Source organism: Candidatus Caldatribacterium sp. SIUC1 (genome assembly GCF_051549785.1).
Classification (GTDB): domain Bacteria; phylum Atribacterota; class Atribacteria; order Atribacterales; family Caldatribacteriaceae; genus Caldatribacterium.
Window position 1 is genome coordinate 1,917,237 of the sequence record NZ_CP189974.1, and the last position, 23,017, is coordinate 1,940,253.

A 23,017-nucleotide genomic window follows, 5' to 3' on the forward strand; every position below is an offset into this window, starting at 1 on the left:
GGAGGTTGTCCAATGCGCGAGAAAGTTCGCCACCTTGCCTTCACGGGGATCTTCATCGCCATGAGTGTGGTGCTCACCCGATTCGCCAGCCTCCGCATCGCCATCGGCGGTATTGAAGGCATACGGATTGGTTTTGGAACCCTTCCCATCATCCTCAGCGGCGTTCTCCTTGGACCCATTTCCGGTGCCCTCACGGGGGCCCTTGCGGACATCATTGGCTTTGTCCTCAGCCCCATGGGACCGTATTTCCCCCACTTCACCCTGACGTCAAGCCTCTACGGAGTAATTCCAGGGGTTGTGTCGCTTCTTCCCCTTCGCTCAAAGACCCTTCGGGTCTTCTGTGTTGTAGCCATTCCCCAGGTGGGCGTAGGGCTCTTCCTCACCCCCTACTTCCTCCACACCCTCTTCGACATGCCCTGGAAGATTCTCCTTGCTCCTCGCCTTGTGAGTGTACCGCTTAACACCATTGCTTTCACTGTGCTCATCCTTAGCCTCTTTCGGGTGCCGGCGTTTGCCGCTTTCGGTGAACGGTAGGGCTCAAAGACGTTCGCAGAATTCCCGGAAGCGCCGCGCCGCCGCTTCGAGGTCTTCTCTCCCTGAAAAGATGCTCGAAGTTCCAGCCACGAACACGTTGGCCCCGGCTCTCTTGAGCTGGGGCACGGTCTCCTCACTGATCCCTCCATCGACGGCAATATCAACGGCAACACCGAGCTCAAGGCTCATCTTCCGGATGACTTCCACCTTGGCCACGACCTCAGGGACAAACCTCTGCCCCACAAAACCCGGATCCACGGTCATGCAGAGGACGAGATCAAGGTAAGGGAGGAGATAGCGCAAAAACTCCGGGCTTGTGGAGGGGTTCAGGGCAATGCCCACCTTCTTGCCAAGCCTCTTCACCGCATCGACCAGGTGGTGCAGTCGCGGGTTTCCCTCGGCATGAAAGGTGATGCTGTCGGCTCCAAGCTGGGCAAAGAGCGAGAAGTGCGCCTCGGGGTTCACCACCATGAGGTGGACATCAAAAAGGAGTGAGGTCTGGGGACGGAGCTTCTTCAGGAGGTTCGTCCCGATGGCAAAATTGGGCACAAACACCCCATCCATGATGTCGATGTGGAGCATCTCGATTCCGGCTCGCTCGAGCTTCCGGACATCCTCGAGGAGGGCGAGGTAGTTCGCACAGTCCAGAGACGCCGAAATCCTCGTCTTCATGGGATGAGCACCACCTTCACGTACGACAGCCGTCGCTCCCGCATTCCTGAAAGAAAAGCCGGCGCTTCCTCAAGACGGATGCGGTGAGAGATCAACGGGGCAAAGGACACCCGTCTCCCGGCAGCAAGGTCAAGAACCTTCTTCCAGTCAGAATCAAGGAAGGTGAAACTCGAGTTCCAGCTCCCAAAAACCGTGAGTTCCTTCCGGAGGATGTGCCCAAAATCCGCCGGCTGGAGGGTGAGCTCTTTCTCCTGGTTCCCCAAAAGCAGCACCTTCCCCTTCTTGCGCACAAGCTTCAGGGCGTCCACCAGGGCCCTGGCGCTACCTGAAGCCTCAACCACAAGGTCGATGCCTTCAGGTTCTGCGGGGAAAAAGGAGGGGAAAAGCGTCACATCAAAACCCAGATTCCTTGCCAGAGCGAATTTGTGCTCGTCTACATCGTACCCGATGAGTCGCCGAACTCCCGCAAGCTTCAGCCACATTCCAAGAAGCAGCCCCACCGGTCCAAGACCGAACACGGCTGCGCTTTCCCCCATAACCTCACCCACACGCCGGACGGCATGGAACGCCACCGCCGCAGGCTCGGTGAGAGCACCTTCTTCAAAGGAAAGGTTCCCCGGAAGGGGGAGGAGATTGGCCACAGGCGCCACGACGTACTCGGCAAATGCGCCATTTTGGCGAGAGCCAAGGTACCCGTAGTCCTCGCAGAGCTCATACCACCCCATCTCACAGTAGGGACACTTCCGGCAAGGAAGGAGGGGGTACACCACCACCCGCTCTCCCACCCACCGTTCATCTTCTCTCCCTCCCACGGCTACGACCTCTCCTGAAAATTCGTGTCCTGGAATGAGGGGGTAGAAGTAGGCAATGTCCCCAAAAATCCGGGGGAGATCCGAGCCGCAGATGCCACAGGCCCGGACCCGGACAAGGGCTTCCCCGGATCTCGGTTCGGGAAGCGGGACTTCAGCAAGGCGCAGGCGACCTCTACCCTCAAGAACCAGCGCCTTCATAACCCGGGTCATGGGTTGACCACAACCTTGAGCCCCTCGTGGGATTCAGCCACCCGGAAGGCCTCATGGACGGCCTCAAGGGGGAAGCGGTGAGTGATGTACCAGGAAGGATGCACCATACCTTTTGCCATTACCTGCAGGGCTTTCCTGTGATGGCGGGGAAGGCTTCCATGAGTCCCGAGGACCATGCACTCCCGGTAGTGGATGAGGTTACTCGGGATGGAGATGTTCCGGGCATCCTTTGGCAATCCGCCGAAAAAGTTAATTCGCGCCCGGTGACGGGCAAGGCGCAACGCCATCTCCTGGGCATCGGGAGAGGCGCAGGTGACCATCACCACATCCGCCCCCTCTCCCTCGGTCACCTCGAACACCTTCGCCTCAAGGTCCGGGTCGTCGGCAAGGAAATAGTGGTCGGCGCCGAATTTCTTCGCCATCTCCAGGCGCCTCAGAGAACGCTGGACAACGATGATATTCGTCGCCCCCATGAAGCGGCCCATCTCAATCATCATGCACCCGATGGGACCGGCACCGATGATAAGGAGTGTGTCCCCCACACCGAGCTGACTCATCTCAAGGCCGTTGATGGCACAGGCCAGGGGTTCGGCGAGGGAGGCCTCGTCGTACGAGAGATTCTCAGGAATCCGGTGTACTGCCCCCTGAGTGACGGTCAGGGCGTTCAAGAGGATATACTCGGCGAATCCCCCGGGGAACTGGTACCCGATGGCGTAGTTAGTGGCACAGTTCGTACCCATCCCGTTCTGGCACCAGTAGCAAGCTCCACAGGGGACATCGGCACCGATGGCCACCCGGTCCCCTACCCGGAATTTGGTCACCCCAGGACCAACGGCCACGACATCCCCGGCGACTTCGTGCCCGATAATCTGGGGGAATTTCACCCGGGGGTTTCCGAAGTGGAAAATGCGGATATCCGAGCCACAGACAGAACACGCCCGAACACGAACGAGAACCTCTCCTTCCCTGGGAGAAGGGTCAGGAACCTCCATGATGCTGAGACGATCAAAACCTTCTAAGACTGCGGCGCGCATGCTCCTTCATCCCTCTTGAGCCAGTCTACCCTACGTCCTTTCAATCCTCCCTGAAACCTCCGTGCCGTTACTCAGAACATCAGAAACCGGACAGCGTTTCTTCACCTCGTCAAGGAGCCATTGCAGCTCCTCCTCAGAGAGTTTCCCGCTGACCTTCACCACAAAACGGATGGAGAGAAAACCGGGACGCACAATGTCATACTGCCCCATGAACCCCCGGGGGTCGAGATCGCCTTCCGCCTCGATAGCTATTCTCTCCACCGGAAGGTTCTTTTCCCGAGCTACCACCACCGTCACAATGCCCAGACACCCGATGAGCGCGGCAAGGATGCCCTCAACAGGATTGGGCGCCGAATCCTTCCCTCCCAGGGAAGGGGGCTCGTCAAAGCTTAGAGAGAAATTCCTGACCCTTGTGTCAATACGCAAACCCTCGACCCACTCACCTGATGCCTTGAAGGTCAGAACGCCCACAGCATATTCCTCCTCTCTATGATCGAGGCATGCAGAGAATTTCCCGGACTTTCAGGTCGAAGAAAGAATTCTGGTGGCACGGACGCAGAACAAGCGCCGTATCCGCCCCCTTTCCACTCCCCCCAAGGGCGATAACGTCCTCCGTCGTGGGAATTGCCCCCGCGTCGGCAGCCATGATGGCCACCTCGACCGCCACCTTAAACCCCTCTGAAATCCGCCGGAAGCTCTCGGCAATGACCTCGGGGATACTCAAACCCCCAAAACGTTGACGGAATGACCGGGAAATGCCGCTCAATGCATGGGACCCCTGCACCACGGTCATCCCCATGGATTCAAGAAGGGCCCGGCGCTCGGGAGAGAGGGAAACCTCGTCCCCTCCGGAAAACCCGGCATGGTACGTGCACACCACAATTTTCCCCTGGTACCCTTCCTGACGTGCCCTCTCCCCAAGACGAAGGGCAGTTTCTCCGGAACTCGAGGCCACCACAAGGTAGGCGATACCGCCCTCCTTTGCCCTCTTCACCGCACACTCCAGGGCTTTCTCCGTATTCTGAGGACCCGGAGCCTCAAAATACCAGACGGTCCGCTCCTCCATCCTCCTCCCTCCTCACTGGTGGAGTTCGAGCATCTCTCCGGTCTCCATGTAGTAGATACGCTCGGTGATGTTCGTGATGTGGTCGCCGATGCGCTCGAGGTACCGGGCAATCATGAGCATCCAGATGGCCTGGCGGGCCACCTTAGGATCAGCTTCAATACTCTGCACCACGTCCTCATGAATGGCCCGGTAGAGAGCATCCACCTGGGCATCGGCGTCGACCACCTTCTGGACGATGCCCAGGTCCCGACGGAGAAAGGCGGTGATGGTCTCCTCGAGCATATGGATGACGATTTCCGCCATTTTGGGAACTTCAGTGAAAGGCCGAAAGATGGGATTCTCCGCAAGGCGGATGCTGAACTTGGCGATGTCGATGGAGTAGTCTCCGATGCGTTCCACATCAGTGATGATCTTCAAAATAGCGGCAATCACCCGCAGGTCCTTTGCCACCGGCTGCTGCAGGGCAATCATGCGGAGGCACTTTTCCTCGATTTTGAAGTTGTAATCGTCCACCACATCGTCGAGGGCGATGACTTCCCTTGCCTTTTCAACATCCCGCTCCTTCAGGGACTCCACCGCCATCTGGAGCATCTTCTCTGCCGCATGGGTCATGCTCACCAGGTCCTCCTGGAGCTCGGTGAGCTGCCGCACGAAGTGCTCTCGCAGGATCTGCATATTCAACCTCCCAGAGATTTGCCACTATTAAATCAAAGATCGAGGAGTTTCGCTACCCTCTTCTCAAGGTCACAGAGGGCAACCGTTGGCCTTCCGCTCAAAAGACCACACACCTCTCCGGGATTCACAAGGATTGTTTTCCCCTCCTCTTTGATGATCGCCTCGTGGGTGTGACCGTACACCACAAGGTCATAGTGACCGCTTGTAAAAGCGAGTTTTGCCGGCTGGTAGAAGTGGGAAACGAAAATCCGAAAACCCCGCTCTTCGAGTTCCAGGAAGGGGGCCTTGATCCGCCCTTCAGACTTCTGGAAGATTCCCAGGATTTCCCCGTCGTTGTTGCCCAGTACTCCAAACCAGGGGATGGTGAGTTCCGCAAGGACCGCAACCGAGAATGGCGCCACGTAGTCTCCGGCATGAATGACAAGCTCAGCCCCTTCCTCCTGTAGGACCTTTAAAGCCCTCCGGAGTTCGGTCAGATGGTCGTGACTGTCGGAAAGCACTCCTACCCGCACCCGCCCCACCTCCTCAGAATTTCTCCCAGTGGAGAACTTCTCGCAGTTCCCGCTTGAACGTGTGGCCCCTTGGCACCTCAGCCGGATACCCTATGGCGATAAGGCTCACCAGGCGGTACCCTTCCGGAACCCCCAGAAGACGGCGCACTTCCTCCGCGTAGGGCTTCTTGTCCCCCGCCACCCAGCAGGATCCAAGGCCAAGAGCCCAGGAAGCGAGAAGAATGTTCTCCGTCGCCGCGCACCCATCCTCGAGGTAGTACTTGGTTTCTCTGCAGAACACCGCAATAAGAACTGGAGCCTCACGGATGAACTTCCCATAGTCGGTGAGTCTGGCGACTTCCTCGCGCTTTTTCTGGTCCGTCACCACCACGAACTCCCAGGGCTGGAGATTGTTTGCCGAAGGAGCAAGCCGGGCACAGTCGATAATGGTTTCGATCTTCTCCCGTTCCACCGTCTGCGGAGCAAAGCGCCGGATGGAACGGCGAGTCCTCAATGCTTCCAGAGCATCCATCGCTTTCCCTCCTCTCCTCCAAGGAGTTTCAGCTGCTCATACATCCGTTTCTTCTCCGAGACACTGACCCGCATCCGTCCCACAATCTGGGAGAAGAAGTCAATGGTCGTATCGTAAACCCTGCGGTCCACAGGGAAGGGGGTGCCGTCTTTGCCTCCATGGGCAAAGGAAAAACTCACCGGGTCGGTGTAGCTTGGAGGTGTCCCGAGGACCACCTCTGCGGTAAGCGCCAGTGCCCTCAGGGTCTTGGGCCCAACACCCCGAGAGGCCAGAACCTCGAGGAAACTCCCCGGCTTCTTTTCGCAAAGGAGCGCCAGGGTCTTCTCCATCCGGGAAAGGTCGAAATCCTCTTCCCGGATGTGATGGCGGCGGGGAAGCACAAGATGCCGAAGCGCACCAGAGACGGTTTTCCGGACGGTAGGAAAGCCTTCCCCAAGCATCGCCACGATACCCTCCTGACAGGGCTTGCTCTCCCGGGCTACGAGATTCAGGACCTCCGCCTCCCGAATGCCACAGATTCCCGCATGGGGCTCGCAGGTAAAATCCTCCACGCGTTCCCCCAGCCAGTGGTACCTCCGGGCAAAGCGGGTATCGGGATTCATCCCCTGCTGGACCACGGACCACTTTCCTGAAGAGGTGAAGAAAAACACGTGGTGGTAGAGGATATACCCATCCTGCAGGGCGGTGTTATCGATTTTGGCACTGAGCCTGCTGTAGGTGACGAACTCCTCCCCAAAAGGAAGTGCATCCTGTTCGGCATGGCGCAGGATTTCTTCAGGGGTTTTCCTCGAAGTTCCTCCCTTTCCTCCACAAATGTAAAGCCCCAGGTCTTTCTCCTTTCCCCGGACGGCTTCTTTCAGTGCCCCACAGAGGGTCGTGGTGAGGCCGCTTGAGTGCCAGTCAAACCCAAGGAGGCACCCCAGGGACTGGAAGAACACCGGATCGGCAATGCGACGAAGGAATTCCTCGGGTCCAAAGAGCGCAACGATGGCCTCAATGATGCACCCGCCAAGCCTTTTCATTCGCTCAAAAAGCCACGGAGGGCACTGCCCTCCATGGAGTGGCAGGTCAGTAAAACCACTCCGCCTCATGCTCGCCTTACGTCACAGCTTGTACCCGAACTTCCTGAGGAGGACCTTCCGCGCCGCAATGTCCCCTTCGGTCTCCACTCCCTTGGTCTTCAACCCGTCCACCACTCCGAGGACTCCTCGCCCCTGCTCCGTTTCCACAAGGATGACCTGAATAGGGTTGGCGCTGGCACAGAAAATGCGACATACCTCGGGAACCATTTTCACGGCATTGAGCACATTAATAGGATACCCCTCTTTCAGGAAAATCACAAACACATGCCCTGCCGAAAGCAAAAGGGCGTTTCTCTTTGCAAGCTCCACGAGTTCCTCATCATTCCCGCTGTACCGCACAAGACAGGGTCCAGAGGACTCACAGAAGGCAATACCGAACTTGAGGTGCGGGGAAGAGGTCGCAAGAGCCTCGTGGAGGTCTTCCACGGTCTTGATGAAGTGCGCCTGTCCGAGAATCACGTTGTACCCTTCAGGGTTTTCAAGGGCCACGAGCTTCAGCTCCACTTTCTATCCCCCCTCATGAAGATTTTCCGAATCTCAAAAGCCAAGAAAGACAGGAGAGAGAAACCCAGGGCGAACATCCACTGCCAGAACGTCAAAAAATGCGTGTCGAAAATCTCCCGAAGGAAAGGGACAAAGACGGTGAGCAACACCACACCGAGGGAAATCCCACAGGCTTCAAGGAGGAAAAGATTGGTCCTTGGATCCACCTTCCAGGCGTTCAGGCGCTCCGAGCGAAAGCTGTACGCCCTCCAGAGCTCTCCAAGGGAAAGTGTGACAAAAGCGATGGTCCTTGCGGTGTGAAGCCCCCAAAGACGCAAACCTAAGACAAAAGCGACCACCACTGCCAGAGTGATAAAAGCCGCTCCGAAGAGAACGGTCCGCAGGTACAGGGAGGTCAGAATGCCTTCTTTGGGATGGCGAGGCGGACGGGTCATGAGGTCGGGTTCGGGAACCTCCACCCCCAGGGCTAGGGCGGGGAGTCCGTCGGTGACAAGGTTCACAAGGAGAATCTGCACCGGTACGAGAGGTCGGGAGAGCCCAAGAAGAATCGGGACGAAGACCGCTCCGATTTCTCCGAGATTACAGGAGAGGAGGTACACCACGAACTTCCGGATGTTGTCAAAAATCATTCTCCCCTCCTTCACCGCCCGCACAATGGTAGCGAAATTGTCGTCGGCAAGCACCATATCGGCAACCTCTTTAGCCACGTCCGTCCCGGTGATGCCCATGGCGATACCGATATCAGCCTTCTTGAGAGCTGGAGCATCGTTCACTCCGTCTCCTGTCATGGCTACAACTTCGCCATTCTCCTGCAACGCCTCAACAATGCGGAGCTTCTGTTCCGGCCAGACCCGGGCAAAGACTCTGGTTCTTGTGATTCGCTCCCGTAACTCTTCGCGGGAAAGGCGCTCGAGCTCCTGCCCCGTGAGGACCTCATCCCCATGGTCAAGCAGACCCAGCTCCCGGGCAATGGCTGAGGCCGTAAGCGCACTATCGCCGGTAATCATGACAGTCCTGATTCCCGCTCCCTTCGCCTCAGCAAGTGCTCCGTAAACTTCTTTCCGCGGCGGGTCCATCATCCCCACAAGCCCCACGAACACCAGGTCTTCTTCCTTCCTTTCGTCGAGCTTCCCATCAGGAAGCTCACGGAAGGCAAAGGCCAGAACCCTCAAGGCCTCTCCTGCCATGGACGCAAGCTCTGTGACAACCCTTTTCCGTTCCTCTCCTCCAAGGGGGAAAATGCCTCCCTCGGCCTCATACCAGGAACACCGCTCAAGGAGAATCTCGGGAGCTCCCTTGACGAAAAGGAGATACCGTCCGTCAAAAAGGTGAAGCGTGGCCATCCGCTTCCGGGCAGAATCAAAGGGAATTTCGTCAAGGCGAGGGTGGTTTATCCGGAGTTCCTGCCAGGGAAAGTCCTGACGTTTTGCATACTCAAGGAGAGCAACCTCTGTGGGGTCACCGGAGGAGGATCCTTCCCCCAAGAAGGCATCGTTGCAGAGCGTGGCAATCGTCAGGAGCCGCCCAAGATCTTGACCAAAGGTCCACACCTTTCGAACCACCATCCGGTTCTCAGTGAGTGTCCCGGTTTTGTCCGTACAGATGTACGTGGTGCAACCCAGGGTCTCAACGGCAGGGAGTTTCCGTACAATCGCGTGGTGCCTGCTCATCCGGAAAACCCCAAGGGCCAGCACCACCGTCACCACCGCGGGAAGTCCTTCCGGAATCGCCGCCACCGCAAGGCTCACCGCGGTCATGAACATCTCAAAGGGTGGCTCTCCCCGCAACTCCCCAAGGAGGAACACCAGGGCACAGATGCCGATGGTCAGAAGCCCAAGAATCTTCCCCAGCCCGGCAAGGCGTTTCTGCAGGGGGGTAACGGTCTCCTCCTCTTCCTCAAGAAGAGCGGCAATCTTCCCAATTTCCCGCGCCATCCCTGTGGCCACCACAATACCCTTCCCCCGCCCGTACGTGACGACCGTCCCGGAGAACGCCATGTTCACCCGTTCAGGAAGCGGGACATCCTCAGGGAGCGCTTCGGTGGCCTTCTCCACAGGAACAGACTCACCGGTGAGGCTGGCCTCGTCAATCCGGAGCGCTTTGGCTTCAAGAAGGCGGAGGTCTGCAGGAACGATATCGCCCTCTCGAAGCACAACGATATCCCCAGGAACAAGGAGCTCCGTGCTCACCCTCTTTGGCACTCCCGAGCGTATGACCTCACATTCCGGTACGCTCATTTTCTTAAGGGCTTCCAGGGCTTTCCCTGCCCGGTATTCCTGGAATACCCCAAGGCAAGCGTTGACGACGAGGATAGCCACGATGACCAGAGAATCCGTCACCTCGCCCAGCACAAGGGAAATCACCGCTGCCCCAAGGAGGATGAGCACCAGGAAATCCCGAAACTGTTCGAAGAACATGGCCAGGATGTTCTTTCCTTTCTTTTTCAAAAGAACGTTGGGTCCGTACCGGAGCAGGCGAGTTCTGGCCTCTTCCTCCGAAAGTCCTTGCACCGTATCCGTTCCAAGGACTTTTGCCACCTCATCCCAGGAAAGAGCGTGCCACTTCACTCCCTCTTGAGCCATGGCAGAACCTCCTCGAGAATTCCTCCGAATCGCTGCACGAGACCCTTCTTCTTTTCCTCCTCCACACCCTCCTTTTTCCCCACAATCTCCTCGACGAATCCCTGTAAAGCGGCGTCAAAACCGATGTCGTATCCCTCTTTCTGACTCCTGTACCACTTGTAGTCCATGATGTAGGCAAAAATATCCGCAAGGCTTTTCTCCGGGAAAGCCTCCTCAAGTCCCTTCTCCACGATAGCCTGAACCGCCGGAGTGTACACACAGAGGAACCAGTTGAGCGCTGCCTCTTTGAGAGGAACCTTTCGCCCCAAAAAGAGCTCCATACGCTGGGCGTAGTCCTTGATGTAGTTGAGGAACGAGTCGTAGTGCCGGGGTTCGCTGGCATCGATTCCCTTGAGACCCGTGAGGTTTTCAAATTCCGTCCGCTTTGCCCGAAGGGTTGTACTCTCCCGGCGCTCTGATGGGAAAAATTCAATCACCTCGGCATCGATGAACTCCATACCGAGTTCCTTCGCCACCGCCACCCGGTGGTTCCCATCAAGGACGTAGTACTCGTCCCCAACCTTGTACACGATAATCGGTGGGAGGATTTCTCCCCGCTCCATGGCCCGCCGGATCCGGTAGTAACGGACATCGGGGTTTCGCAGGCGGAACCCCGGAAGAAGGTCTGCAGCCCGTCCCACGCTCCCCACGATACGGTCCACGGGGATGGGATGTACACCCCGGTACACCCGAGAAGAGAGGTTGAGCTTTTTCGAAATCGCTCCAAACGCCTTAATCGGCTGGCTACTCCTTTTTGCCAGAGGCACCGCACTCAGCTCCCTACTTCACAAGCCAGGCCTCCGGGTTGAACGACCCGAAGAGGCCGAGGAGGATGTCGATTTTCCCCAGCACCAGCACAACCCCCAAGCTTATAAGGAGGATGCCGCTTGCAAGTTCCACGATTCTCCCTCCTTTTTGCAGGCGGCGCAGCACACCCGTCATCCATCCCCACCCCGCCCCAAGGAGGAGAAAAGGGAGGGCAAGGCCAAGAGCGTACACGAGGAGCAACAACCCCCCTTCCCACACTCGTCCAAGCGCGGAGACGTAGAGGAGAATAGACCCGAGCACCGGACCCACGCAGGGAGTCCAACCCAGGCCAAAGGAGACCCCAAGGAGGAGGCTCCGGAGAACTCCGAAAGACACCTCAAGCCGAAGGTGCCGCTCTGCATAGAGCGTCCGAATTTTCACCGCCCCCATTACCTGAAGCCCAAAAAGGACGATGACGGCCCCCGCAATCCGGGTGAACCAGAATCGGTAACGGAAAAACGCCCCTCCAAGCATCGACGCTCCAATACCTAAAAGCACAAACACTCCGACAAACCCCAGAACGAAGAACACCGTGTGGAAGAGGGTGGCACGGCGGTCACGTCCGAGCGTTTCCACACCCACAACGTACCCAAGGTACGCCGGGGCAATGGCCAGAACACAGGGTGAGAGAAAAGACAGGACGCCGGCACCGAAACTCACCAGAACATTCAGTTGGGACACAGAGCACCACTCCCCTGTTTTCAAGAATTATACCCTCTTTCCTCCAGGACACCAAATACTTCTCCATTCCCCCTTGCGCACTCCTCCTCCCTTGTGTATACTACATTTAGTGTTTGTAGTGAACAAAAACCCTATATATTGGTGAGAAGCATGCGGTGTCCATACTGTGGCGCAGAGGATTCAAAGGTGATCGACTCCCGGGAGGTCGAGGGAGGCACCGAGGTCCGCCGCCGGAGAGAATGCCCCACCTGTCACCGCCGTTTCACGACCTACGAGCGGTACGAGCGGAAACCCCTCCGGGTCATCAAGAAGAACGGGACGAGAGAGCTCTTCGACCGGAAGAAAATCCTCAACGGCCTCATGAAAGCCTGTGAAAAGCGACCGGTGTCCTCTGAGGAACTGGAGCGGATTGTGGACGACATCGAGCGGGAACTCCAGGAAGAGGGGTACGAGGAGGTTCCTTCTTCCCGAATTGGTGAAAAGGTGATGGAGAAGCTCAAAGCCCTTGACCAGGTAGCGTATGTCCGTTTTGCCTCGGTGTACCGGGAATTCCGGGACATCGACCAGTTCATGGAAATCGTGCTTTCCTTAAGCAGGGAACAGCATGCTTCAAAGGGGGAATCGGTATGACGGATATTGTGCACCTCTTAACGCCGCGAGAAGTCCGGAAAAGGGATGGGCGCATCGTCCCCTTTGACCGGCAGCGCATTGAGCGAGCCATCTACAAGGCCTTCCAGGCAGTAGGTGAGGAGAACGAGGCCACTCCGCGGGAACTGAGCATCATCGTCACCCAGAAGCTCTTTGAAAAGTTCGGGCAGGATACGGTGGTGGACATTGAGACCATCCAGGATGTGGTGGAGGAGACCCTGATTGAGCACGGGTTCGCCAAAGTTGCCAAGGCGTACATCCTCTACCGCCGGAAACGCCAGGAGGCAAGAGAAGCCCTGAAGGTTGTGGTCGATGTGGAGAAAATCGTCCAGGAATACCTCCTCAAGGCCGACTGGCGGACCCAGGAGAACTCTAACACCACCTACTCCTACCCGGGGCTCGTGCTCCACGTCGCCGGGTCGGTCATGGCCCACTATACCCTGAACCGCATCTACCCCGATGAAGTCCGGGAAGCCCACGTGAACGGGGACATCCACATCCACGACCTCTCCTATGGTCTTGCCGGATACTGTGCCGGATGGTCGCTTGAGGAACTCATCCGGGAAGGTTTTGGTGGGGTCAAGGACAAGATTGCCGCCGGACCGGCAAAGCACCTCTCGGCCCTCACTGGGCAAATGGTGAACTTCCTGGGGACGATGCAGATGGAGTTCGCCGGAGCCCAGGCCTTCAATTCTGTAGACACCTACCTTGCGCCCTTCGTGCGGTATGACCGCCTCTCGTACCAGGCAGTGAAGCAGCTCATCCAGCAGATGGTCTTTGCCATGAACGTCCCGTCCCGCTGGGGAAGCCAGGCACCGTTCATCAACTTCTCCTTCGACTGGATTGTGCCCGAGGACATGAAGGATCGCCCGGTCATCATCGGCGGGGAAGAACGGCCAGACCTTGGAACGTACGGGGATTACCAGAAGGAAATGGACATGATTAACAGGGCGTTCCTTGAGGTTATGCTTGAGGGTGACTACGAAGGAAGGGTCTTCTCCTTCCCCATTCCCACCTACAACATCACTCCCGACTTTCCCTGGGATTCAGAGAACGCGCGGCTGCTTTTTGAGCTTACGGCGAAGTACGGGGTCCCGTACTTCCAGAACTTCATCTCGAGCAACCTCCGCCCCGGTGATGTGCGCTCCATGTGCTGCCGCCTGCAGCTTGATTTAAGGACCCTGCGGAACCGCTGCGGGGGGCTCTTTGGTTCGGCGGACAAAACTGGATCCATCGGGGTGGTCACCATCAATCTCCCCCGTATTGGCTATCTCAGTAAGACCGAAGAGGAATTCTTCACCCGCCTCAAGCGGATGATGCACATCGCGAAAACGGCCCTCGAAATCAAACGCAAGGTCATCGAGCGGAATCTCAAAAACGGCCTTTTCCCGTACACCCGCCGGTACCTTGGCACATTTCGGAACCACTTCTCCACCATCGGTCTTGTGGGAATGAACGAAGCCTGCTTGAACTTCCTTGGGGTCTCCATTGCCCATCCGGAAGGGAAGGCCTTTGCAGTGAAGGTCCTTGAGTTCATGCGGGAGAAACTCGCCGATTTCCAGGAGGAAACGGGCAACCTCTACAACCTCGAAGCCACTCCCGCCGAGAGCGCAAGTTACCGCCTGGCCCGGATTGACCGCCGGACCTTCCCCGACATCATCACCGCGGGGGAATCAGAGCCTTACTACACCAACAGCACCCACCTTCCCGTGAACTACACCGACGACCCCTTCGAAGCCTTGGAACACCAGAAAGACCTCCAGGTCCTCTACACCGGTGGGACGGTCTTCCATACCTTCCTTCCTGAGATGCCCGACCCTGAAGCGGTGAAGAAATTCGTGCGGCGGGCCTTCGAGAACTACCCCATCCCGTACCTCACCATCACCCCCACCTTCTCGGTCTGCCCAAAGCACGGGTACCTCAAGGGGAAAGTCACCGTGTGCCCCAGATGCGGTGAGGAAACGGAAGTCTACTCCCGGGTTGTGGGGTACTACCGCCCGGTGCAACGGTGGAACCGGGGGAAGCAGGAGGAATTCACTGAGCGAAAAGAATACGTACTGAGGTGACTGCAATGGTCTTCCGGGGGTGGCACAGGGTGAGTTACATCGAGTATCCGGGGAGAATCGCCACCGTGCTCTTCGTTGCCCGGTGCAATTTCCGCTGCCCTTTCTGCCACAACCCGGAGCTCGTCACCGAAAGCGAATCCCTCCCCCACATTGACGAAGAAGAGGTCCTCGAATACCTGAGAAAGCGCCTGGGGCTCCTTGATGCGGTGTGCGTCACCGGTGGGGAGCCCCTCCTGTGGACCCGGGAACTCAGGCCTTTCTTAGAAAGGGTCAAAGAACTCGGGTACCTCATCAAGGTCGACACTAACGGCAGCCTCTACGAAGCATTCCTGACCCTTGAGGACCTCGTGGATTTGTGGGGTGTGGACTTCAAGGTGCCTTTTGCACGATACGACCTTGTGGGGGGAGGAGGGGAGGCGGTGGAGAGAGTACTGCAGAGGGTCTTAAAGCGGAAGACCTGCGCGGAAATCCGGACGACCATTTATCCTCCCTTCCACGACCTTGCAACGCTCCTTGAGATGGCCAGAGTCCTTGAAGGGGCTTCAGTCTGGTACTGGCAGAACTTCCACCGTGAGAAGACCCTCTCTCCTGAGGCAAAAGAGATCGCTCCTTATCCTTCGTCGCTTCTTGAAAAATGGCGAGACATCATCAACAGGGAACTCCAGCGAGACCTCGTTACCCTTCGCCTGTAACTACCGCAAGGGAGGATGTCCCCAGACGGTTGGCTCCCGCCCGCAGAAGCGCAAGAGCCTGAGCGCGGGTTTTGATGCCCCCTGCCGCCTTTACCCCAAGGGACGGCCCCACCACCTGGCGGAAGAGGCGGACGTCCTCCTCTGTTGCTCCTGAGGGCCCGAATCCTGTGGCGGTCTTCACGAAGTGGGCCCGTGCGGCACAGGCGATGAGACATCCAATGGCCTTTTCCTCTTCGGTGAGGTACCCTGCCTCAAGGACCACCTTGACCACGTGAGGGGACATTTCCTCCACCACGCCCCGGATGTCTTGGTACACCGTCTTCCAGTCTCCTTCCCTGAGTGCCGCCAAATTCACCACCATGTCGGCTTCTCTTGCTCCCTCCTGGAACGCCAGGCGGGCCTCCCGGGCCTTGATTTCAGGCTTATTCTGCCCCAGAGGAAATCCCACGGCCACCCCCACGAGGACCCCACTGCCCTCGAGGATTTCACTGCACAGGGCGACATAGTAGGGGTGCACGATCACGCTGAAAACCCCGAATGTCCTAGCCTTTTCGCAGAGCTCCCGAACTTCCTGCCGGGTCGCCGTGGGCCGAAGGAGCGTCAGGTCGGTGCGCCGGGCAAGGAAACCTTGAAGGTCCTCTTCCCTTTCGGGAATGTCCTCCTTTTCCGGAAAACGTGCCCGCAGAGGGATTTCCACCCCAAGGGCGTCCTCAACCCTCCGACGAAGCTCGGGAATGCTGATCATCTTCCTCCCCCCTCACTCCAGGTTGGCATGGCGTTCCACCATGAGGCGGTAGGCCTCCCCTTCCCTCCCCTCAACGAGGGCAAGAATGAGGGCGTCGCAGAAGAGCCAGAGAGCGTCCTCAAACCTCGTCCCTCCGCCTCCAGTATAAAGCTGCCGGCTTTCACCTGCTTGCTCCGGAGAAAAAGCCACAGCGTGGTGGGCAATACGCTCAAGAGGTGTTCCCCTTCTTCCCAGAAAGGCCAGTACCTCGGCCCCAAGGTCTCGGGCTTTCTCGGCAAAAAGGAGCACCGAGGACGTCTTCCCTGAACCCGAAGCCACAACGAGGACATCGCCCTTTTGCATAGCAGGACAGGTCACCTCACCCACAATGTGCACCACGTACCCAAGGTGCATCAGACGCATGGCAAATCCCTTGAGGACCAGGAAACTGCGTCCCCGTGCCCAGAAAAAGAGGCGTTTCTTCTGCCATCCTCTGAGGGCACAAAGGACCTGCTCTGCCTCGCTCTCCTCGAGGGTGGAGAGGAGATTTCGGGCTTCCTGCAGGACCTCAGCAACCTTCTCCCGAATACTCATCGAGCATCCTCCTCATGGTTCTGGCCACCTCTTCAGGATGGGGACTCCGGGTAATTGCCGACCCCACAACGACCACTTCCGGATGGAAAAACGCAAGGATTCCGGGAAGGGTCCGGGGAGTGATGCCCCCTGCCACAAGGAGCGGGAAATCCCGCCAGGGAAAGGAGGAAAACCCCACTTCCTGCCAGGCCCGTTCGTCCTCTCGGGCCACATCGTGGGGAAGGTGAAGGCCCACGAAATCCGGTCGGAGCTCCTGCAAAAGGGCCGCTTTTTCCAGAAAGCCCAAAGGCAGGTCAATGGTGTCCACCATCCACCGCTTCCCCCAGCGCCTTGCCACCTTCCGTACGCCCTCAAGAGTAGGACGGAACGCTCCCCCAAGAACAGAAACAATGTCCGCACCGTGTCGGAAAACCGCCTCAGCCTCTTCTTCTCCTGCATCCACAATCTTAGCATCCACAAAGAGGGGCACCCTGCCCCCCAGAAGGTCTCGGAGGCGCTGGACGATACTAAGGCCACAGGCAAGAAGGAGTGTCGTCCCCACCTCAAGAATGTCCGCGTAAGGACCAAGACGACGGGCAAGCTCGAGGGCTTCGTGTTCCTCCCAGAGGTCCAGGGCAATCTGGAGCAGGGGCATACGCTTCTTCTACTCCTCCAGCATCCGGAAGACGAGACCACTCCACACCTTGGGATAGAAATAGGTGGATTTTTGAGGCATTCGCTGGAACCTTGCCACCGCTTTCTCGACCTGCTCAATCGGTGTCGGACGCATGACAAAGACGAGCTGGTACCTGTTTTCTTCCCGGGCGATAGCGAAAACGTCTTTAGTCCCCCGGAGGTAATCAACGTACTCGCTTTCTCCTCGGCCTTCCTCATTGAGACCCAGGATATCCCGGAAAACGAGTTCGTGGAGGATGGTGGTGTCAAGATGGCGGTTCACGTTGTCCTCCCCCAGGCGTTCATCCATAATCCGGGGGTCTTTCAGGGTGATCGTCCCCCACTGCTCGTTCTTCCGGTCGTAGACCCCAATGGTGTACGGAGGAGCCACTCGCAGGAATTTCTCCATCTGCCGCTCGTTGGGGAAAATCCTGACGTCGAAATAGGCCTCGCACCTTTTAAAGAAATCGGCAAGACGCTCCTCTGGAAGGTCGTGAACCAGCCGGTGCGTCGGAAGGATCAGGAGCCCCGGGTTGTGAATGTTGACCAGAGTCATCATGGTGTAGTCTTCAGGAATCTCCTCAAGGGGGTCTCCCAAAGCCTCCCGCCGTTCCCTCCGGTACATGAGACAGGTTTCATAACGGTGGTGTCCATCGGCAATAATGAGGGTACGGGGATTGAGAACCTTCCGGATGGTGGCGATGGCCGAAGGATCAGAGAGCCGGAAGAGCCGATGGGTCACCCCTTGGCGGTCGGTGAAGGCGAAAAGGAGCGTTTCCTCTCTTTTGTGTTCCTCGCAGAGGGCATCCACCACCCTCTGGGGGTCGTTGTAGAGACAGAAGATGTGCTCGAGGTTCGCTCGTGTTGCCCGCAGGAGCTCAAGGCGGTCCAGAGAGTACTTCGGCATGGTCCGCTCGTGAGGGAAGATGACCCGTTTCTCGAATTCCTCAAGACGTACCAGAGCCACAACACCGGTACGGGTCCTGCGCCCAAAGGGATTGAGCTCAAACTCCTGTTCGTAGATGTACAAGGAAGAACTGGTGTCCTTCGCAAACACTCCCTGGGCAATCCAGCGACGGAGCCGTTCGGCTACATTTCTGTAGCCGCTCTCGTCCTTTCCGAGGATGAGGTGCACGAAGTTGTACTCCTCTTCACCCAGGCGTTTCCTCTCCTTCTCGGAAATCACGTCATACGGAGGTGCCACAAGCCTCTCAATGCCCCGTTCCCCGACAAGGGAAGAAGCGTAGAAATATCCTGAAAAGGGCTTGACCACTGCCATCAGTGAACCCCCCTACTGCAGGTTAGCTCTCAAAAAGCAGCGCGTCACAGAATGCATCCTCAAAGTCTCGACGGGCCGAAAGTTCAATGTAGTGAACCCGACGGGCAAGGCGCTCCACCTCATCTCGAAAACGTAGTGACACCAGGGCTTTCCTCGCCCCCAAAAGGGCAGCATTCCCCACGGAACGGGCCAGGGCTTTCTGGGGAATGAGCCCAAGGATCCGGGCACTTTCCGGCCTTATGAAACTCCCGAAAGCCCCCGCAAGGATGACCTCCTCGATATCCTCCCTCCTGAGACGGGCCTCCTTCAGCAGAATGTCCCTCCCCGCCTTCATTGCCCCCAGAGCGAGCTGGAGGTTCTCGATGTCCTTCTCGGTGACGAAAATGAGAGGGTCACGGGATACGATGAACCTCCGCTCTCCTTGCTCCTCTTCAAAAAACGATGCCCACTCTGCCTGCCTGCGAAATCTCCCCGTTGAGGAAAGGAGGCCAAAGGCAAGGAGACCGGCCATAAGGTCCAGAAGGCCTGTGCCACAGATGCCCCGGGGTGGTACACCCCCGATGGTGGAGAAAGAGAGCCGTCCCTGCTCAAAGCGAAGGGCGTGAATCGCGCCCAAAGAGGCCCGCATCCCAAAACGCACTCCCACTCCCTCAAAGGCCGGTCCTGCCGCTGTTCCGCAGGCGAAAACCTCTCCCCGGTGCACGAGCACCATCTCCCCGTTGGTCCCAATGTCAATGTAGAGGGTTGTCCTCTCCGCTTCGTGGACCCTGAAGGCCCCAAGCCCTGCTAAAATATCCCCTCCCACGTATCCTGCCACTGCGGGAAAGACGTACACCTGGGCCCCGGGGTGAACAGAGAGTGCAAGCTCCTCCGCCCGGAGGACATACCCCTCCCGGAGCACGGGGACGAAAGGCACCACACCAATGCTCAGGGGAGAAAGACCGAGGAAGAGGTGCTCCATAATGGTGTTGCCGCAAATTGCAACTGCCACAACATCCCGAGGGTCAAGGCGAGCCTGCTGACATACTGCCCCCGCCAGGGCGTTCATCGTCTCCACCGCATCCCTCTGGAGGGCCTCAAGATTTTCAAACCGCTCCTGAACGGCTCGGAGCCTCGAAATCACATCGGCGCCAAAGCGCACCTGTCGGTTGAGCGCTCCCTCCCAGGCCAGGACCTTCCCCGAGGAAAGGTCCAGAAGCTCACAGGCCACGGTGGTCGTCCCAAGGTCAAAGGCTAACCCGAGAATTGCCTCTTTCGGAGGAGTCCGCACTGCAAAAACGGCCCTCTCATCCCAGAGGACCTCAAAGGTTTCCTCATCCTTTTCTCCAAGCAGAGAAAGCCCGGACAGGGCCACCCGATCAAAGGAGGAAAGGGATGTCATCCTCTCGAGTTCTTCCTTGAGAGAGGTCGGGGAGTGGAGAGGGGGTTTGCGGAGCCTCAGGATCCTTCGACGTACGGGAACATCGTCTACAACGAAGGTCTCGTCTCCTTTTTCAGGAGAGCCGAGAACCAGGGTCTCCACCCCTTCAAGAGACGCCGAAATATCGCACACCACATCCCCCAGGGGCACGACCTGGCAGGCAAGGCGGAAACCCTCCCCGATGCGCTCTCCAAGATGCCGCACTTCCTGAGGGGTGGCAGGAGAAACCTCTCCCTGCACAATGCGAACCACGCACTTACCACAGGAACCCACACCCCCACAGTACGACTCCAGGGGGATGTTCTTCCTCTGAAAAAGCAAAAAGAGATTCTCTCCCTCTTTCCCCTCCAGGGTTTTTCCCAGGGGTAGAACCTTTATGCGAACCATAGGCCTCCCAAAAAGCGACGCTCTTTGGTATTCTAACCAAACACCTTGCGATACGCTACCCGTTCAGAAAAAATTTCTCCCGGAGCCTATGGCCAGAACCACAGGGCAATGTGCATCAGGAGCTCTGTGCTATCATAGAAGCACGCGGGAAAGTAGGGAGGGAGGAGTATGGCACGACCGGTCATCGGCATGGTGGGGAGCAACATGATGGACCTTATCACCTACTATGAGGACCGCTTCCCGAGGGTCGGAGAGACCATTTTCGGGAAGGATTTTGAGATCGGTTTTGGTGGAAAGGGAGCCAACCAGGCGGTGGCCGTGGCCAAACTCGGGGGAGAGGTCGTTGTGGTGACTGCCGTGGGGGACGACCTCTTTGGCCCCCTGGTCAAGGAGAATTTCGCCCGTCATGGGATTGATACAAGTTTCATCAAGACCGTTCCGGGAAAAACGAGTGGTGTTGCCCCCATCTTCGTGGATCCCAGAGGCCGAAACAGCATTTTCATCATCCCGGGGGCAAATGCCTTCCTGCTTCCTGAAGATGTCTGGAAAGCGAGAGAGGCCCTGGCCAGGTCCCATTTCATCCTCGTGCAGCTCGAGATTCCCCTCGAAACGGTCTACGCTACTATGGATCTCGCTCAAAAGTTCCACATTCCGGTTATTCTGAATCCCGCTCCCTTCCAGCCCCTGGACTGGCAGAGTATCCGCGGCGTGAGGCTCTTCGTCCCCAACGAGCGGGAGCTTGAGGGATTCGCTGGCTTCCCCATCGAAGGAGAGGAGGACCTGAAGAGGGCAGTAGCCACGCTCTGGGAAAGAGGCATAGAGAACGTCCTGGTAACCCTGGGAGAGAGAGGGGCTCTTCTGGGGAGCGGAGGAACTTTCACCCTTTTCCCTGCCTACCAGGCCCGGACGGTTGACACCACCGGGGCTGGAGACGCGTTCCTCGGAGCCTTAGCCTACTTCCTGGCAGAGGGGAAAGACCTGCCTTGCGCTGTTGACCTTGCCTGCGCGTACGCCGCCCTTTCCACAGAGAAACGGGGAACCCAGAAATCCTTCGCTTCCCGGGAAGAGTTCCTGGAATGGCTGAAAACGGCGCAGAAGAAATCCCCGTCGTTCATCCTTTGACAGCACCCAGGGTGAGACCCCGAACGAGGTATCGCTGGAGGAGAATGGCAAGGACAATGATGGGAACGCTAGCCACAATGGAGACCGCCGAAATCTCCGCCCAGAGGATTTCGTGACCCCCGATGAGACCGGCGATGTTCACCGTGATAGGGATGACCCGGGAACGCCCGAGAATCAGGGCAAAGAGGAATTCATTCCAAGAAAACATGAAGCAGAAGAGCGCCGTCGCCACAAGACCAGGAGCCACAAGAGGCAGGGCTACCCGGACGAAGGCCCCCAGTCTCCCACACCCATCGATGAGCGCCGCTTCCTCAAGTTCCACCGGGAGCTCGTCGAAGAATCCCTTCATCATCCAGACAGCAAAGGGGATGTTCACGAGCGCATAGGTGAAAATGAGCGCCTGGTAGGTATCCAGCCACCGCAAAAACCGGAAAAAGAGGAAAAGAGGAAGAACTGAGGCAATGGGAGGCATCATCCGCACCGAGAGAATCCAGAAGGCAAAGTTGTCTCCACCGATGCGGAAACGGGAAAGGGCATACGCCGCAAGTGACCCAAGGGCAATGGCAAGAAGGGTGGTGAGGGAGGCGATGATGAAGCTGTCTTTTATGCCCTTGGCGCCTCCAAGATGCATGCCCCGCACGTAGTGCTCAAGGTCAAACGATGAAGGAACGAAAACCGGGGGGTACGTGAAGTACTCTCCCTTATCCTTGAAGGACGTCAGCACGTTCCAGACAAAGGGAGCAAGGGCAACGGCAAGAAGCACAAATACGCCCACAAAGATTGCCACCGTCACTCCGTCCCGCCGCCTCATACCACTTCTCTCCTCTTGAAGGACCGCAGGAAAACGTTGGCAATGGCCACAATGACGGCAAGCTGGACGTAACTCATGGCCGAGGCATAGCCCATGCTGAAGTACTTGAACCCGGTGAGGTAATTGTAAAAAGCCACACTCTCTGAGGCCTGACCCGGACCGCCCATGGTGAGGAGCACCACAAGGTCGAAGATTTTAAACGCGTCCATCACCCGAATGAGGATGGCGATGATGACCACCGGACGGAGAAGAGGAAAGACAACACCAGAAAAGACCTGCCATCGATTAGCGCCATCCACCCGCGCCGCCTCGTAGAGGTCATCAGGAATGGCCTGCAAGCCCGCAAGGAGGGTGATGACCATAAAGGGCGTCCACTCCCAGATATCTGCAAGGACTATAGAGTACGGACTCACGCTTCCACTTCCCAGCCAGTTCACAGAACGAATCCCCAGGAGGTTCAGGAGGTAGTTGAGAGGACCGTACTGGTAGTGGTAGATGATTTTCCAAATACACCCCACCACCACCGGCGAAATCATCATGGGGAGGAGGAAAAGGGTCACCACGAGACTCCGCCCCCGGAAACTCCGGTTCAGAAGGAGCGCCAGGGAAAGACCAAGGGCAAACTGTGCTCCTACCCCAAAGAGAAGAACCCGGCCGGTATTCTTCAGGGAGTTGAAGAAACGGGCATCGGAAAAGAGCCTCAGGTAGTTTCCCGCTCCGATGAAGGTCCGTTGCCCTCCCATACCGATGTCCCATTTGCAGAGGCTGAGGTAGAAGGAGTACATCATCGGGAAGATAGAAATGGCAAGGAGAATCACAACCACCGGAAGGACGAAGAAGAAAGCTACCCACCAGTCTCTTTTGCGTAACCCCCCCATGGTTGCCTCCAGAAAAAGGGG

At 57.6% G+C, this 23,017-nt stretch carries 25 protein-coding genes; 5 read left to right on the forward strand and 20 right to left on the reverse strand.

Features of this window, described 5'->3' with window-relative positions:
- Positions 1-12: 12 nt before the first annotated feature.
- On the forward strand, positions 13-534 hold the full coding sequence (locus tag ACP6EK_RS09970) for a folate family ECF transporter S component (RefSeq protein WP_438316004.1): 522 nt from the start codon (positions 13-15) through the stop codon (positions 532-534).
- Positions 535-537: 3 nt separating this feature from the next.
- Here the strand turns inward: ACP6EK_RS09970 and rpe are convergent, their stop codons facing one another.
- The 13 genes from rpe to ACP6EK_RS10035 are packed head-to-tail and all read right to left on the reverse strand — an operon-like array spanning position 538 to position 11,721.
- Positions 538-1,206: a ribulose-phosphate 3-epimerase gene (gene rpe, locus ACP6EK_RS09975; RefSeq protein ID WP_438316007.1), complete on the reverse strand. Its 669-nt coding sequence runs from the start codon at positions 1,204-1,206 to the stop codon at positions 538-540.
- A complete protein-coding gene (locus tag ACP6EK_RS09980) occupies positions 1,203-2,228 on the reverse strand; it encodes a galactitol-1-phosphate 5-dehydrogenase (RefSeq protein ID WP_438316010.1) in 1,026 nt (341 codons plus the stop codon). Before ACP6EK_RS09980 ends, rpe begins: the two co-directional genes overlap by 4 nt.
- Positions 2,225-3,262: a zinc-dependent dehydrogenase gene (locus ACP6EK_RS09985; RefSeq protein WP_438316013.1), complete on the reverse strand. Its 1,038-nt coding sequence runs from the start codon at positions 3,260-3,262 to the stop codon at positions 2,225-2,227. Before ACP6EK_RS09985 ends, ACP6EK_RS09980 begins: the two co-directional genes overlap by 4 nt.
- A gap of 30 nt (positions 3,263-3,292) precedes the next feature.
- Complete coding sequence (locus ACP6EK_RS09990; RefSeq protein ID WP_438316015.1) at positions 3,293-3,733, reverse strand: OsmC family protein; 441 nt, start codon at positions 3,731-3,733, stop codon at positions 3,293-3,295.
- Between the two features lie 16 nt (positions 3,734-3,749).
- Positions 3,750-4,328 (reverse strand): pyruvate kinase alpha/beta domain-containing protein, encoded by a 579-nt coding sequence (locus ACP6EK_RS09995; protein WP_438316017.1) that lies wholly within the window; start codon positions 4,326-4,328, stop codon positions 3,750-3,752.
- 12 nt (positions 4,329-4,340) lie between these two features.
- On the reverse strand, positions 4,341-5,003 hold the full coding sequence (phoU, locus tag ACP6EK_RS10000; RefSeq protein ID WP_438316019.1) for a phosphate signaling complex protein PhoU: 663 nt from the start codon (positions 5,001-5,003) through the stop codon (positions 4,341-4,343).
- Positions 5,004-5,035: 32 nt separating this feature from the next.
- Positions 5,036-5,515: a metallophosphoesterase gene (locus ACP6EK_RS10005; protein WP_438316022.1), complete on the reverse strand. Its 480-nt coding sequence runs from the start codon at positions 5,513-5,515 to the stop codon at positions 5,036-5,038.
- Positions 5,516-5,528: 13 nt separating this feature from the next.
- Complete coding sequence (locus ACP6EK_RS10010) at positions 5,529-6,026, reverse strand: nitroreductase family protein (RefSeq protein ID WP_438316025.1); 498 nt, start codon at positions 6,024-6,026, stop codon at positions 5,529-5,531.
- Positions 6,005-7,117, reverse strand: a complete 1,113-nt coding sequence (locus ACP6EK_RS10015) for a DUF763 domain-containing protein (RefSeq protein WP_438316028.1) — start codon at positions 7,115-7,117, stop codon at positions 6,005-6,007. The genes ACP6EK_RS10010 and ACP6EK_RS10015 overlap by 22 nt, the downstream gene beginning before the upstream one ends.
- A gap of 12 nt (positions 7,118-7,129) precedes the next feature.
- Positions 7,130-7,612, reverse strand: coding sequence for an adenosine-specific kinase (locus tag ACP6EK_RS10020; RefSeq protein ID WP_438316031.1), 483 nt, complete (start codon positions 7,610-7,612; stop codon positions 7,130-7,132).
- Positions 7,603-10,194, reverse strand: coding sequence for a calcium-translocating P-type ATPase, SERCA-type (locus ACP6EK_RS10025; protein WP_438316034.1), 2,592 nt, complete (start codon positions 10,192-10,194; stop codon positions 7,603-7,605). Before ACP6EK_RS10025 ends, ACP6EK_RS10020 begins: the two co-directional genes overlap by 10 nt.
- On the reverse strand, positions 10,176-11,000 hold the full coding sequence (locus tag ACP6EK_RS10030) for a ParB/RepB/Spo0J family partition protein (protein ID WP_438316036.1): 825 nt from the start codon (positions 10,998-11,000) through the stop codon (positions 10,176-10,178). Before ACP6EK_RS10030 ends, ACP6EK_RS10025 begins: the two co-directional genes overlap by 19 nt.
- Before the next feature lie 13 nt (positions 11,001-11,013).
- Positions 11,014-11,721, reverse strand: a complete 708-nt coding sequence (locus ACP6EK_RS10035) for a cytochrome c biogenesis CcdA family protein (RefSeq protein ID WP_438316039.1) — start codon at positions 11,719-11,721, stop codon at positions 11,014-11,016.
- 150 nt (positions 11,722-11,871) lie between these two features.
- Between ACP6EK_RS10035 and nrdR the strand changes: the two genes are divergently transcribed.
- Genes nrdR through ACP6EK_RS10050 form a run of 3 tightly spaced genes read left to right on the forward strand, consistent with a single transcriptional unit; the run spans position 11,872 to position 15,127 of the window.
- Positions 11,872-12,351 (forward strand): transcriptional regulator NrdR, encoded by a 480-nt coding sequence (gene nrdR / locus ACP6EK_RS10040; RefSeq protein ID WP_438316041.1) that lies wholly within the window; start codon positions 11,872-11,874, stop codon positions 12,349-12,351.
- The gene (locus ACP6EK_RS10045) at positions 12,348-14,435 is read left to right on the forward strand and encodes a ribonucleoside triphosphate reductase (protein WP_438316044.1); all 2,088 of its coding nucleotides are present in this window, start codon (positions 12,348-12,350) and stop codon (positions 14,433-14,435) included. The genes nrdR and ACP6EK_RS10045 overlap by 4 nt, the downstream gene beginning before the upstream one ends.
- Before the next feature lie 29 nt (positions 14,436-14,464).
- The gene (locus tag ACP6EK_RS10050; RefSeq protein WP_438316047.1) at positions 14,465-15,127 is read left to right on the forward strand and encodes an anaerobic ribonucleoside-triphosphate reductase activating protein; all 663 of its coding nucleotides are present in this window, start codon (positions 14,465-14,467) and stop codon (positions 15,125-15,127) included.
- On the opposite strand, the gene deoC is transcribed toward ACP6EK_RS10050, so the two are convergent.
- From deoC to ACP6EK_RS10075, 5 genes are read right to left on the reverse strand one after another with little or no spacing between them, the layout of a single operon-like run.
- Positions 15,111-15,872, reverse strand: coding sequence for a deoxyribose-phosphate aldolase (deoC, locus tag ACP6EK_RS10055; protein ID WP_438316049.1), 762 nt, complete (start codon positions 15,870-15,872; stop codon positions 15,111-15,113). The two genes, ACP6EK_RS10050 and deoC, sit on opposite strands and share 17 nt — an antisense overlap.
- Positions 15,873-15,884: 12 nt before the next feature.
- Positions 15,885-16,445 (reverse strand): SIS domain-containing protein, encoded by a 561-nt coding sequence (locus ACP6EK_RS10060; RefSeq protein ID WP_438316052.1) that lies wholly within the window; start codon positions 16,443-16,445, stop codon positions 15,885-15,887.
- Complete coding sequence (locus ACP6EK_RS10065; RefSeq protein WP_438316054.1) at positions 16,420-17,079, reverse strand: orotidine 5'-phosphate decarboxylase / HUMPS family protein; 660 nt, start codon at positions 17,077-17,079, stop codon at positions 16,420-16,422. Before ACP6EK_RS10065 ends, ACP6EK_RS10060 begins: the two co-directional genes overlap by 26 nt.
- A gap of 9 nt (positions 17,080-17,088) precedes the next feature.
- A complete protein-coding gene (locus ACP6EK_RS10070) occupies positions 17,089-18,378 on the reverse strand; it encodes a DUF1015 domain-containing protein (RefSeq protein ID WP_438316057.1) in 1,290 nt (429 codons plus the stop codon).
- A 22-nt stretch (positions 18,379-18,400) separates the two neighbouring features.
- A complete protein-coding gene (locus ACP6EK_RS10075; protein WP_438316059.1) occupies positions 18,401-20,185 on the reverse strand; it encodes an ASKHA domain-containing protein in 1,785 nt (594 codons plus the stop codon).
- Between the two features lie 168 nt (positions 20,186-20,353).
- On the opposite strand from ACP6EK_RS10075, the gene rbsK reads away from it, so the two are divergent.
- Positions 20,354-21,307, forward strand: a complete 954-nt coding sequence (gene rbsK / locus ACP6EK_RS10080) for a ribokinase (RefSeq protein ID WP_438316062.1) — start codon at positions 20,354-20,356, stop codon at positions 21,305-21,307.
- Here rbsK and ACP6EK_RS10085 read toward each other — a convergent pair.
- Together ACP6EK_RS10085 and ACP6EK_RS10090 are read right to left on the reverse strand one after the other, a co-directional pair.
- The gene (locus tag ACP6EK_RS10085; protein WP_438316065.1) at positions 21,297-22,118 is read right to left on the reverse strand and encodes a carbohydrate ABC transporter permease; all 822 of its coding nucleotides are present in this window, start codon (positions 22,116-22,118) and stop codon (positions 21,297-21,299) included. The genes rbsK and ACP6EK_RS10085 overlap by 11 nt on opposite strands.
- Complete coding sequence (locus tag ACP6EK_RS10090; protein ID WP_438316068.1) at positions 22,115-22,996, reverse strand: carbohydrate ABC transporter permease; 882 nt, start codon at positions 22,994-22,996, stop codon at positions 22,115-22,117. The genes ACP6EK_RS10085 and ACP6EK_RS10090 overlap by 4 nt, the downstream gene beginning before the upstream one ends.
- Positions 22,997-23,017 lie beyond the last annotated feature (21 nt).